Here is an 11,960-nt window from a genome sequence, read left to right as displayed (position 1 = left end):
AGCCACACATGGAGGCTCAATGATGAAGAAAACCCTGTCTCTCGCCCTGCTCCTGGCCGCAAGCCTTGGTCTCGCCGCCTGCGACAAGAAGGAAGAGGCTCAGGCACCGGCTGCACCGGCTACCGAAACCCAGCCGAGCACCCCGGCCACCCCACCGACTCCGGCGCCGGAAACCGCCCCGGCCCCGACCGAGCCCGCCCCGGCAGCGCCTGATACCACGCCGTCCGAGGAGCAAAGCCAGTAAGCCTCCAGCTCGCTGGAACGACAAGGCCCGCATAATGCGGGCCTTGTCGTTTCCGGGCTAGTCAGAGCGCTGGGCTGAGCATCAGCAGCAGGCAGCAGATCAGGCCGACGCCCCAGACCAGGCTGCGCAGGCTCGCTTTGTCATTCCAGTAGAGGAACAGGTACAAGACCCGCGAAACGATGAAGATGATCGCCAGCAGGTCGACGAACCAGCCGTGGGTCTGGGTGGTATGCGCCATGAGCACGCCCGCGGCGAACAGCGGGAACATCTCGATGCTGTTCTGATGCGCCGCCACCGCTCGTGCGCCAGAACCGGTCAGCCGCGCCTGTTGCGCGCGCGGGTGATGATTGTCGTAGCCCCTGCCCTCCTCCCGCATGGCCTTGACCACCGGAATCTTCGCCAGGTAGATGAGCAAAGCCGCGAAGAACAGGCACCAGAACGGAATACTCATTCGACTTTCTCCTTGGGCGCTTCCAGCGCCTGGGTCGGGGTGTAGACCATCACATCCAGCACATCGGAATGGAATTCGCGCCGATAGAGCACCAGCACCACGCCGCTGGTGACGATCATGAAGAACCAGGGGTTGATGAACCAGGCCAGCATCGCCATGCCGAAGTAGTAGCTGCGCAGGCCGAAGTTGAACTGGTTGGCCGCCAGGGAGATCACCCGCGCCGTACGTTCGGCGAAGGCCTTGCGCTCCAGCTCACTGACGTGCCGCTCGCCGATCATCGGTGCCGAGCCCACCAGGATGGCGGCGAAGTTGTACTGGCGCATGCACCAGCTGAAGGTGAAGAAGGCATAGACGAAGACCACCGCCAGGGCCAGCAGCTTCAGCTCGGAGACGCCCGTACTGGCGGGCTGCACGAATGGCAGGTCCTCCAGCACCGATACCGCGCGGTCGGTGGAGCCGAGCACGGTGAGGATGCCGGCCAGGATGATCAGGGTGCTGGAGGCGAAGAACGAGGCGTTGCGCTCCAGGTTGCCGATCACGCTGGCGTCGGCGATGCGGTTGTCGCGCAGCAGCAGGCGGCGCATCCAGTCTTCGCGGTAGAGGTGCAGGACCGAGGCCAGGCAGGCGGTGTCCCTGCCCTTCCAGATGGCGTAGCGGGTGTAGCCCAACCAGCAGGTGACGAACCAGAGGATGGCCACCAGGTGGGGCCAGTTGCGCAGGATGGTGGACATGCGAATTCCTTTTAAGAACACGACCGATTATAGCGACCTGCAACCACGGCCCTGCAGGTTCCGCTATCTGCTTTTGGCAACAAAAAAGGCCGCCCGGGGGCGGCCTTCCTTGCGGAACGGACTGTCAGGCGGCCACTTCCACCGGCTTGCCCAGGAAGCGGTCGTAGAGGCTGGCCAACGCCAGGGCAGCGACAGCAGGCAGCAGCCAGGCAAGGCCCTGCTCCGACAGCGGCAGATGGGACAGCCACTGCGGCATCCAGCCGGCCAGTTCGGCGCCCTTGAGCGCGTCAATCAGGCCGAACAGCAGCGATACCAGCATCACCGGTGCCACCACGCGACCCGGCGAGTGCCAAAGGCCCCAGCAGAAGCTGAGCGCTACGAGCACGATGCACGGCGGATAGATCGCGGTGAGCACCGGCACTGAAACCTGGATCAATTTGGTCAGGCCGAGGTTCGACACCAGCAGGCTGAAGACGGCCAGGATGATCACCAGGCTGCGGTAGGAAAGCGGCAGGAGGCGGCTGAAGTATTCCGCGCAAGCGCAGGTCAGACCGACTGCCGTTACCAGGCACGCCAGGGAAATCAGCAGCGCAAGGAAGGTGCTGCCGAGGTTGCCGAAGGTGTGCTGCACATACGCATGCAACACCGCTGCGCCATTGGCGGCCTCACCGGCGATGCCGTGGCTGTTGGCGCCCAGGCGGAACAGGCTGATGTAGACCAGCGCCAGGCCGACACCGGCGATCAGGCCGGCGATGACGGCATAACGGGTGATCAGGCGCGGTGATTCGACGCCACGGGAGCGAATAGCATTGACGATGACGATGCCGAATACCAGGGCGCCGAGGGTATCCATGGTCAGGTAGCCATTGATGAAGCCCTGGGAGAACGGTGCGGCCTGGTAGGCCGGAGTGGCATCGCCGATTTCACCCATCGGCAGCATGAAGGCGGCAATACCGAGGATCGCCAGGGCGACGATCTTCATCGGCGCAAGCACGCGACCCACGGTGTCCAGCAGGCGACCCGGATAGAGGGAAACCGCAAGGACCACCAGGAAATACACCAGGCTGTAGGCGAACAGGGCCACCGGCGTATCGCCAGTGAGGGGCGCCAGGCCCACTTCGAAGGAAACGGTCGCGGTACGGGGCGTCGCGAACAACGGACCCACCGAGAGGTAGCAGACAGCCGCCAGCAGAACGCCGGCCGTCCTGCCGATGGGACTGCTGAGGGAATCCATGGCACCGCCGACCTTGGCCAGTGCGATCACGGTCACGACCGGAAGCCCGACCGCGGTGATCAGGAAGCCCAGAGCCGCCATCCAGACATGGGGTCCGGACTGCAAGCCGACGATGGGCGGGAAGATGATATTGCCGGCCCCGACGAACAGGGCAAATGTCATAAAGCCAAGCGCCAGGATGTCCTGGCCTTTCAAGGATTTCATTGGGGAATTACCACATCGCTGAAACAGGGTTTACCGAAGGGGTTTCCCGATTGGGTCGGGGGAAACGTCATCCATCCGTTTGGGATTGATCGCTAGTGCCCGACCTTCGCCCTTGTGGGGCATGGTGAGCGGCATGGTTGCAACCCTACCGATTTTACCGGGGGAAGCGCCTGACGTGGATCAGGCTGTCGGAGTAGCAACCGTTTCTGTCGCTTGTCCGACAGGCGGTTGCACATTTAGCAGAAAAGGTTGCACCTATAACGACAAAGGCCACCCGAAGGTGGCCTTTGTTGGGTAATCAAGTCGCCTTAGGCTTTCTTGACTTCCCAGCCGGTCAGCTCGGCCAGGGCCTTGCCGATGTCGGCCAGGGAACGCACGGTTTTCACACCAGCGTCCTGCAGGGCGGCGAACTTCTCGTCCGCGGTGCCCTTGCCACCAGAGATGATGGCGCCTGCGTGGCCCATGCGCTTGCCGGGCGGTGCAGTTACACCAGCGATGTAGGACACCACCGGCTTGGTCACGTTGGCCTTGATGAAGGCAGCAGCTTCTTCTTCAGCGGAACCGCCGATTTCGCCGATCATGACGATGGCTTCGGTCTGCGGGTCTTCCTGGAACAGCTTCAGGATGTCGATGAAGTTGGAGCCCGGGATCGGGTCACCGCCGATGCCCACGCAGGTGGACTGGCCGAAGCCGGCGTCGGTGGTCTGCTTCACGGCTTCATAGGTCAGGGTGCCGGAACGCGACACGATGCCTACTTTGCCCGGCAGATGGATGTGACCCGGCATGATGCCGATCTTGCACTCGCCGGGAGTGATCACGCCCGGGCAGTTCGGGCCGATCAGGCGTACGCCCAGCTCGTCACACTTGACCTTGGCGTCCAGCATGTCGAGGGTCGGGATGCCTTCGGTGATGCAAACGATCAGCTTGATGCCGCCGTTGGCCGCTTCCAGGATGGAGTCCTTGCAGAAGGGGGCCGGAACGTAGATGACCGAAGCTTCGGCGCCGGTGGCTTCAACGGCTTCCTTGACGGTATTGAACACCGGCAGGCCCAGGTGAGTGGTGCCGCCCTTGCCGGGGGTCACGCCGCCAACCATCTTGGTGCCGTAGGCGATGGCTTGTTCGGAGTGGAAGGTACCCTGGCTACCGGTGAAACCCTGGCAGATGACTTTGGTGTCTTTGTTGATCAGGACGCTCATTACTTGCCCTCCGCCGCGGCCTTGACGACTTGCTGTGCAGCGTCGGTCAGGCTGGTCGCCGCGATGATGTTCAGACCGCTCTCGGCCAGTACCTTGGCACCGAGGTCAGCGTTGTTGCCTTCCAGACGAACCACGACCGGAACCTTCACGCCTACTTCCTTCACGGCGCCGATGATGCCTTCGGCGATCATGTCGCAGCGGACGATACCGCCGAAGATGTTCACCAGAACGGCTTGCACGTTGCTGTCGGAGAGGATGATCTTGAACGCTTCGGTCACGCGCTCCTTGGTTGCACCGCCGCCAACGTCGAGGAAGTTGGCCGGCTTGCCGCCGTGGAGGTTGACGATGTCCATGGTACCCATGGCCAGGCCGGCACCGTTGACCATGCAGCCAATGTTGCCTTCCAGGGCCACGTAGTTCAGTTCCCACTTCTGCGCATGGGCTTCACGAGCGTCGTCCTGCGACGGGTCGTGCATGGCGCGCAGCTTGGGCTGACGGTACATGGCGTTGCTGTCGATGTTGATCTTGGCGTCCAGGCAGTGCAGGTTGCCGTCTGCCTTGATGACCAGCGGGTTCACTTCCAGCAGGGCCAGGTCGTAGTCCTGGAACAGCTTGGCCAGGCCAACGAAGATGTGGGTGAACTGCTTGATCTGGTCACCTTCCAGGCCCAGCTGGAAAGCCAGCTCGCGGCCCTGGTACGGCTGAGCGCCGACCAGCGGGTCGACGGTGGCCTTGAGGATCTTCTCGGGGGTCTCGTGAGCTACTTTCTCGATGTCCACGCCACCTTCGGTGGAAGCCATGAACACGATACGGCGGCTGGAACGATCTACCACGGCGCCCAGGTACAGTTCCTTGGCGATGTCGGTGCAGGATTCAACCAGGATTTTGCTGACCGGCTGACCATTGGCGTCAGTCTGATAGGTCACCAGGCGCTTGCCCAGCCAGTTGGCGGCGAAGGCCTTGGCATCTTCCTTGCTCTTGACCAGCTTCACGCCGCCCGCTTTACCGCGGCCGCCAGCGTGGACCTGAGCTTTGACAACCCATTCGCTGCCACCGATTTTTTCGCAGGCTTCTGCGGCTTCTTCCGGGGTGTCTACGGCAAAGCCCTTGGATACGGGCAGGCCGTATTCAGCGAACAGCTGCTTACCCTGATACTCGTGGAGATTCATGCTTGTCTACCGTCTTCGTTTAGGTATTGCGCATTCGGCGCTGCATTCGTGGTGCCGCGCCACCTGTGACTGCAGTTGAAGGCAGTCCGGCGGGCTTTCCGCGGTGAGCCCCAGGGGGCTCACGGCACGGGCAGTCCGCCGTGGTTCTTCTTTGCTCTTAGCGCTTCTTGCGGTTGGCGATGTGGATGGCGTGGCCATTCACAGCAAGGGCCGCTTCATGCAGCGCTTCGGACAGGGTCGGGTGCGAGAAGACCATCATGCCCAGGTCTTCGGCACTGGTGCCGAATTCCATGCCGATGGCACCCTGCTGGACCAGTTCGGCAGCGCTTGGGCCAATTACATGAACGCCCAGTACGCGGTCGGTCTTGGCATCGGCAATGACCTTGACGAAACCGGCAGTGTCGTTGGCAGCCATGGCACGGCCGCTGGCGGCGAACGGGAAGGTGCCGACGTTGACTTCAACGCCTTCGGCCTTCAGGGTCTGCTCGGTTTTGCCGACCCACGCGATTTCCGGGTGGGTATAGATGACCGACGGAATCAGGTCGTAGTTCATCTGGGCTTTGTGGCCGGCGATGCGCTCGGCGACCATGATGCCCTCTTCCGAAGCCTTGTGGGCCAGCATCGCGCCACGTACCACGTCGCCAATGGCGAACACGCCGGGAACGCTGGTCGCGCAATGGTCATCAACGAAGATGAAGCCGCGCTCGTCCAGGGTCACGCCGCTGTCAGCGGCCAGCAGGTCAGTGGTTACCGGGCGACGGCCCACGGCCACGATCAGCTTGTCGAAGGTTTCCTTCTGCTCGCCGTTGGCGTCGGTGAAGCTGACGGTAACCTGCTTCTTCTTCACTTCGGAGCCGGTCACGCGGGCGCCCAGACGAATCTTCAGACCCTGCTTGGTCAGGACCTTCATGGCTTCCTTGGAAACCTGCTCGTCGGCGGCCGGGAGGAACTTGTCCAGGGCTTCCAGCACGGTGACTTCCGCGCCCAGGCGGGCCCAGACGGAACCCAGCTCGAGGCCGATCACGCCAGCGCCGATAACGCCCAGCTTCTTCGGCACGGCCTGGAAGTCCAGGGCGCCGGTGGAGTCGACGATCACGTCCTGGTCAACCGGGGCCGGCGGGATGTCCACGGGCTTGGAGCCGGAAGCGAGGATCACGTTCACAGCTTCGACGACCTGAACCTTGCCGTCGGAACCGGTGACTTCAACCTGCTTGTTGGCCAGCAGCTTGCCGTGGCCTTCCAGCAGGGTCACACCGTTGGCCTTGAACAGGGTGGCAACGCCGCCGGTCAGGTTCTTCACGATCGTGTTCTTGCGACCAACCATGGCAGGCACGTCGATGGTGACGCCCTTGGTTTCGATGCCATGGATTTTGAAGCCCTCGTGGGCCTCATGGTACTTGTAGGAGCTGTCCAGCAGCGCCTTCGACGGAATGCAGCCGACGTTCAGGCAGGTGCCGCCCAGAGCGGTCTTGCCTTCCTTGTCCTGGTACTTCTCGATGCAGGCGGTTTTCAGGCCGAGCTGAGCTGCCTTGATAGCGGCAACGTAGCCGCCGGGGCCCGCACCAATCACTACCACGTCGAATTTCTGGGTCATAACTCATTCCTTCTCGTATGAAACCGGACGGCCCCTGTAAGGGGGGCCGCCGTAAAGAGAGACTGCCGATCAGATGTCCAGCAGCAGACGAGCCGGGTCTTCCAGCAGGTTCTTGATGGTCACCAGGAAGCTCACAGCTTCCTTGCCATCGATCAGGCGGTGGTCGTAGGACAGAGCCAGGTACATCATCGGGCGGATAACGACCTGACCGTTGATGGCCATCGGGCGCTGGATGATGTTGTGCATGCCGAGAATGGCGGCCTGCGGCGGGTTGACGATCGGGGTCGACATCATCGAGCCGAAGGTGCCGCCGTTGGTGATGGTGAAGGTGCCACCAGTCATCTCGTCGATGGACAGCTTGCCTTCACGGGCCTTCTTGCCGAAGGTCGCAATGCCGCTCTCGACTTCAGCCAGGCTCATCAGCTCAGCGTTGCGCAGAACCGGAACCACCAGACCACGGTCGCTGGAAACGGCTACGCCGATGTCCTGGTAGCCGTGGTACACGATGTCGTTGCCGTCGATGGAAGCGTTGACAGCCGGGAAGCGCTTCAGCGCCTCGACGGAAGCCTTGACGAAGAAGGACATGAAGCCCAGGCGTACGCCGTTGTGGGTCTTCTCGAACAGGTCCTTGTACTTCGAACGCAGCGCCATGACTTCAGTCATGTCGACTTCGTTGAAGGTAGTCAGCATGGCCATGGTGGACTGGGCTTCGACCAGGCGCTCGGCAACCTTGGCACGCAGGCGGGTCATCGGTACGCGCTTCTCGACGCGATCGCCAGCGGCGAAGACCGGAGCCTCGGCAGCCGGGGCAGCGGGCTTGGCTGCCGGAGCAGCCGGAGCGGATTTCTTCGCTTCGACGGCGGCAACCACGTCTTCCTTGGTCACGCGACCGCCTTTGCCAGTGCCGGCGATGCTGTTCGGATCGATGCCGTTCTCTTCGGCCAGCTTGCGGGCAGCCGGGGAGAGGATGGCGTCGTCAGCAGCGGCCGGAGCGGCAGCCTGGGCAGCGGGAGCGGCGGCCGGAGCAGCAGCAGCAGCCGGAGCGGCAGCAGCTGCGCCAGCATTCAGTTTGCCGAGCAGTTCGCCGCTGAGGACGGTGTCGCCCTCGTTCTTGACGATTTCAGCCAGGACGCCGTCGGCTTCCGCCAGGACTTCCATGACCACTTTGTCAGTTTCGATGTCGACGATCAGCTCATCGCGCTTGACCGCATCGCCCGGCTTCTTGTGCCAGGTAGCCACGGTGCCGTCGGCAACCGATTCCGGGAAAGTGGGGGCTTTGATCTCGATAGCCATTATTCAGGGTTCCTATCTAATTCGGTTTCTTCTGCGCGAAGGCGTTAAACAGTAAAGGCGTCTTGCAGCAGTTTTTCCTGCTGCTCAGCGTGCATGGAGGCGTAGCCGCAAGCCGGAGCTGCAGAGCCTTCACGACCGGCGTACTCGAGGAACAGCCCTTTCTTGTGGGCGGCCGCGACGCGACGCATGTGGTGCTGGCTGCAGTACCAGGCGCCCTGGTTCATCGGCTCTTCCTGGCACCAGACGATGTGCTTGAGGTTCTTGTACGAAGCCAGAACCTCGGCCAGGTCGTCCTCGGGGAACGGGTACAGCTGCTCGATACGCACGATGGCGATATCTTCGCGGCCTTCGGCACGACGCTTCTCCAGCAGGTCGTAGTAGACCTTGCCGCTGCACAGGATCATGCGGTCGACCTTCTTCGGCTCGATCGCATCGATCTCGCCAATGACGGTCTGGAAGGAGCCTTCGGCCAGATCTTCCAGGGTCGAGATGGCCAGCTTGTGACGCAGCAGCGACTTCGGAGTCAGGGCTACCAGCGGCTTGCGCAGCGGGCGGATCACCTGACGACGCAGCATGTGGTAGACCTGCGCCGGGGTGGTCGGTACGCAAACCTGGATGTTGTGCTCGGCGCACAGCTGCAGGTAGCGCTCCAGACGTGCGGAGGAGTGCTCCGGACCCTGGCCTTCGTAGCCATGCGGCAGCAGCATGGTCAGGCCGCACAGGCGACCCCACTTGTGCTCGCCACTGGTGATGAACTGGTCAACCACGACCTGGGCACCGTTGGCGAAGTCACCGAACTGGGCTTCCCAAATCACCAGCGCGTTCGGCGTGGTGGTGGAGTAGCCGTATTCGAATGCCAGCACGGCCTCTTCCGACAGGTAGGAGTCGTACAGATCGAACTTCGGCTGGTCAGCGAACAGGTGCTGCAGCGGCAGGTGGGTGCTGGCGTCCTTCTGGCTGTGCAGCGCCGCGTGGCGGTGCGAGAAGGTGCCACGGCCCACGTCCTGGCCGGTGATACGTACCGGGTGGCCTTCGAACAGCAAGGTGGCGTAGGCCATGGTCTCGGCGTAGCCCCAGTTGATCGGCATCGCACCGGCGCCCATCTTCTGGCGGTCTTCGAGGATCTTGGCGACCTGACGCTGAACCACGAAGCCTTCCGGGAATTCCAGCAGCTTGCTGGAGAGTTCCTGCAGGGTCTTCAGATCGAAGCGGGTGTCGTGACGCGCGGTCCAGGCATGGCCCAGGTACGGACGCCAATCAACGAAGAGCTCCTTGTTGGGCTCCTTGACCAGGCTTTTCACCACGTGCTGGCCGTTGTCCAGAGCGGTACGGTACTCGTCGACCTTGGCCTGGATGGCGGCGGTGTCGAGCACACGGGATGAGCTCAGGGCGTCGGCATACAGCTCACGGGTGGTGCGCTGCTTGCTGATCTGCTGGTACATCAGCGGCTGGGTACCGTTCGGCTCGTCGGCCTCGTTGTGACCGCGACGGCGGTAGCAGACCAGGTCGATGACCACGTCACGCTTGAACTGCATGCGGTAATCGACGGCCAGCTGGGTGACGAACAGCACAGCTTCCGGATCATCGCCGTTCACGTGCAGGATCGGCGCCTGGATCATCTTGGCGACGTCGGTGCAGTACTCGGTGGAGCGCGAGTCTTCCGGACGGCTGGTGGTGAAACCAACCTGGTTGTTGATCACGATGTGGATGGTGCCGCCCGTCTTGTAGCCACGGGTCTGCGACATCTGGAAGGTTTCCATCACCACGCCCTGGCCGGCGAATGCTGCGTCGCCGTGGAGGGAGATAGGCAGAACCTTGTCACCGGTCTTGTCCTGGCGACGATCCTGACGGGCACGTACGGAACCCTCGACCACCGGGGAAACGATTTCCAGGTGGGACGGGTTGAACGCCAGGGCCAGGTGGACTTCGCCGCCCGGGGTCATGACGTTGGAGGAGAAACCCTGGTGGTACTTCACGTCACCGGAGGACAGGCCTTCGGTCTTCTTGCCTTCGAACTCGTCGAACAGGTCGCGCGGGTTCTTGCCGAAGGTGTTGACCAGCACGTTCAGACGGCCACGGTGGGCCATGCCGATGACGATTTCCTTCAGGCCGTAGGAGCCGGAACGCTGGATGATCTCGTCCAGCAGCGGGATCAGGCTCTCGCCGCCCTCCAGGCCGAAACGCTTGGTGCCCGGGTACTTGGTGCCCAGGTACTTCTCCAGACCCTCGGCAGCGGTCAGTCGCTCGAGCAGGTGGCTCTGGACTTCAGGCGAGAACGCGGGACGGCCGCGCACGCTTTCCAGACGCTGCTGGAACCACTTGCGCTGCTCGGAATCGACGATGTGGGTGAACTCGGCACCGATGGTGCGGCAATACGTCTCGTTGAGGGTCTGCTGAATCTCACGCAGAGTAGCCTCTTCCTTGCCGATGTAGAGCTCACCAGTACGGAAGGTGGTATCGAGGTCGGCATCCGTCAGTCCGTAATGACGGATCGACAGGTCAGCCGGAGCCGGACGCTGCCACAGACCAAGCGGATCGAGCTTGGATGCCTGATGGCCGCGCATGCGGAAAGCCTGGATCAAGCGCAGGACTTCTACCTGCTTCTTCTCGTGCTCACTGCTTACAGCGCCAGCGGAAACCGGCTGAGCGCGGCGCTGGTTCTTGGCGAGCAGGACGAAATGATCGCGGACGGTGGAGTGCGAAACGTCGGTGGCAAGATTGCCGTCGGTCGGCAGCTTCTGGAAGTAAGTGCGCCACTCTTCGGGCACAGCGTTGGGATCGTGCAGGTAGAGCTCATAGAGCTCCTCCACATATGCAGCGTTACCACCGGATAGGTGGGCACTGTTCCACATGCGCTGCATTTCGCTTTCTTGCATGCTTTGTCACCCTCGATAAGGGGACACCATCGGCATGGACACCACTAGGGCTTAAAAGTCCTGGCACAGCGACTTCGGTAAAGCCACCAAGGATCCCGCAGATAGTCCGGGCACCAGCCCGGTTGCCCCTGCTGGTCATCTATATATTTTTCAAATAAGGAGCACGGCTTTGTGGGCTGCGCTCCTGGTTTTACTGCGGCACCAGCCAGGCCGGCGCCGCAGGTGTTACGCGTACAGCAAACGAATCAGGTACCGCTTTGCAGCAGCATGTTGCGTACGTGACCGATTGCCTTGGTGGGGTTCAGACCCTTCGGGCAGACGTTCACGCAGTTCATGATGCCGCGGCAACGGAATACGCTGAACGGGTCGTCCAGCGCAGCCAGTCGCTCTTCGGTCTTGTTGTCACGGCTGTCAGCCAGGAAGCGATAGGCTTGCAGCAGTGCAGCGGGACCGAGGAACTTGTCGGGGTTCCACCAGAAGGACGGGCAGGAGGTCGAGCAGCAAGCGCACAGGATGCACTCGTACAGACCGTCGAGCTTCTCGCGCTCTTCCGGGGATTGCAGACGCTCGATGGCCGGAGCCGGAGTATCGTTCTGCAGGAACGGTTTCACCTTCTCGTACTGCTTGTAGAAGATGCTCATATCGACGACCAGGTCACGGATGACCGGCAGGCCCGGCAGCGGGCGGATCACCAGCTTGCCGCCCTTCAGACCAGCGGCGGACAGCGGAGTGATGCACGCCAGGCCGTTCTTGCCGTTGATGTTCATGCCGTCGGAACCGCAGACGCCTTCACGGCAGGAGCGACGGTAGGAGAAACCCTCGTCCTGCTCCTTGATCAGTGCCAGCACGTCGAGGACCATCACGTCCTTGCCGTCGGTGTCGATCTGGAAGTCCTGCATGGTCGGAGCGCTGTCGCTCTCCGGGTTGTAGCGATAGACGCTGACAGTAAGAGTCTTGGACATATCGGC

The 11,960-nt window shown here is 62.3% G+C and carries 10 protein-coding genes; 1 reads left to right on the top strand and 9 read right to left on the bottom strand.

Features of this window, described 5'->3' with window-relative positions; genetic code table 11:
• Window positions 1-22 precede the first annotated feature (22 nt).
• Complete coding sequence (locus E8E95_RS23345) at window positions 23-244, top strand: hypothetical protein (protein ID WP_280354397.1); 222 nt, start codon at window positions 23-25, stop codon at window positions 242-244.
• A gap of 61 nt (window positions 245-305) precedes the next feature.
• On the opposite strand, the gene E8E95_RS23340 is transcribed toward E8E95_RS23345, so the two are convergent.
• The 9 genes from E8E95_RS23340 to E8E95_RS23300 form a co-directional block, all read right to left on the bottom strand.
• A complete protein-coding gene (locus E8E95_RS23340; protein ID WP_280354232.1) occupies window positions 306-695 on the bottom strand; it encodes an MAPEG family protein in 390 nt (129 codons plus the stop codon).
• Window positions 692-1,426: a DUF599 domain-containing protein gene (locus tag E8E95_RS23335; RefSeq protein WP_280354231.1), complete on the bottom strand. Its 735-nt coding sequence runs from the start codon at window positions 1,424-1,426 to the stop codon at window positions 692-694. Before E8E95_RS23335 ends, E8E95_RS23340 begins: the two co-directional genes overlap by 4 nt.
• A 124-nt stretch (window positions 1,427-1,550) precedes the next feature.
• Window positions 1,551-2,864: a branched-chain amino acid transport system II carrier protein gene (brnQ, locus tag E8E95_RS23330; RefSeq protein WP_280354229.1), complete on the bottom strand. Its 1,314-nt coding sequence runs from the start codon at window positions 2,862-2,864 to the stop codon at window positions 1,551-1,553.
• A 308-nt stretch (window positions 2,865-3,172) separates the two neighbouring features.
• On the bottom strand, window positions 3,173-4,060 hold the full coding sequence (gene sucD, locus E8E95_RS23325) for a succinate--CoA ligase subunit alpha (RefSeq protein WP_003456166.1): 888 nt from the start codon (window positions 4,058-4,060) through the stop codon (window positions 3,173-3,175).
• Window positions 4,060-5,229 (bottom strand): ADP-forming succinate--CoA ligase subunit beta, encoded by a 1,170-nt coding sequence (gene sucC, locus E8E95_RS23320; protein WP_280354227.1) that lies wholly within the window; start codon window positions 5,227-5,229, stop codon window positions 4,060-4,062. Before sucC ends, sucD begins: the two co-directional genes overlap by 1 nt.
• Window positions 5,230-5,386: 157 nt before the next feature.
• Window positions 5,387-6,823 carry a dihydrolipoyl dehydrogenase gene (gene lpdA / locus E8E95_RS23315; protein ID WP_280354226.1) on the bottom strand — a complete coding sequence of 479 codons (1,437 nt, stop codon included), beginning with the start codon at window positions 6,821-6,823 and terminating at the stop codon, window positions 5,387-5,389.
• Between the two features lie 69 nt (window positions 6,824-6,892).
• The gene (gene odhB / locus E8E95_RS23310) at window positions 6,893-8,116 is read right to left on the bottom strand and encodes a 2-oxoglutarate dehydrogenase complex dihydrolipoyllysine-residue succinyltransferase (protein WP_280354225.1); all 1,224 of its coding nucleotides are present in this window, start codon (window positions 8,114-8,116) and stop codon (window positions 6,893-6,895) included.
• A 44-nt stretch (window positions 8,117-8,160) separates the two neighbouring features.
• Window positions 8,161-10,992, bottom strand: a complete 2,832-nt coding sequence (locus tag E8E95_RS23305) for a 2-oxoglutarate dehydrogenase E1 component (RefSeq protein ID WP_280354223.1) — start codon at window positions 10,990-10,992, stop codon at window positions 8,161-8,163.
• A 245-nt stretch (window positions 10,993-11,237) separates the two neighbouring features.
• On the bottom strand, window positions 11,238-11,954 hold the full coding sequence (locus E8E95_RS23300) for a succinate dehydrogenase iron-sulfur subunit (protein WP_280354221.1): 717 nt from the start codon (window positions 11,952-11,954) through the stop codon (window positions 11,238-11,240).
• Between the last annotated feature and the right edge of the window lie 6 nt (window positions 11,955-11,960).

This window comes from Pseudomonas sp. BN414 (genome assembly GCF_029871275.1).
Classification (GTDB): Bacteria; Pseudomonadota; Gammaproteobacteria; order Pseudomonadales; family Pseudomonadaceae; genus Metapseudomonas; species Metapseudomonas resinovorans_C.
The sequence above is the reverse complement of the archived record's forward strand: the minus strand, read 5'-3'. Positions and strand labels throughout refer to the sequence as shown.

Excerpts from the sequence above, each read along its gene's own strand:
- E8E95_RS23345 (WP_280354397.1), top strand. The coding sequence starts at position 23 with ATGAAGAAAACCCTGTCTCTCGCCCTGCTCCTGGCCGCAAGCCTTGGT.
- E8E95_RS23340 (WP_280354232.1), bottom strand. The coding sequence starts at position 695 with ATGAGTATTCCGTTCTGGTGCCTGTTCTTCGCGGCTTTGCTCATCTAC.
- E8E95_RS23335 (WP_280354231.1), bottom strand. The coding sequence starts at position 1,426 with ATGTCCACCATCCTGCGCAACTGGCCCCACCTGGTGGCCATCCTCTGG.
- brnQ (WP_280354229.1), bottom strand. The coding sequence starts at position 2,864 with ATGAAATCCTTGAAAGGCCAGGACATCCTGGCGCTTGGCTTTATGACA.
- sucD (WP_003456166.1), bottom strand. The coding sequence starts at position 4,060 with ATGAGCGTCCTGATCAACAAAGACACCAAAGTCATCTGCCAGGGTTTC.
- sucC (WP_280354227.1), bottom strand. The coding sequence starts at position 5,229 with ATGAATCTCCACGAGTATCAGGGTAAGCAGCTGTTCGCTGAATACGGC.
- lpdA (WP_280354226.1), bottom strand. The coding sequence starts at position 6,823 with ATGACCCAGAAATTCGACGTGGTAGTGATTGGTGCGGGCCCCGGCGGC.
- odhB (WP_280354225.1), bottom strand. The coding sequence starts at position 8,116 with ATGGCTATCGAGATCAAAGCCCCCACTTTCCCGGAATCGGTTGCCGAC.
- E8E95_RS23305 (WP_280354223.1), bottom strand. The coding sequence starts at position 10,992 with ATGCAAGAAAGCGAAATGCAGCGCATGTGGAACAGTGCCCACCTATCC.
- E8E95_RS23300 (WP_280354221.1), bottom strand. The coding sequence starts at position 11,954 with ATGTCCAAGACTCTTACTGTCAGCGTCTATCGCTACAACCCGGAGAGC.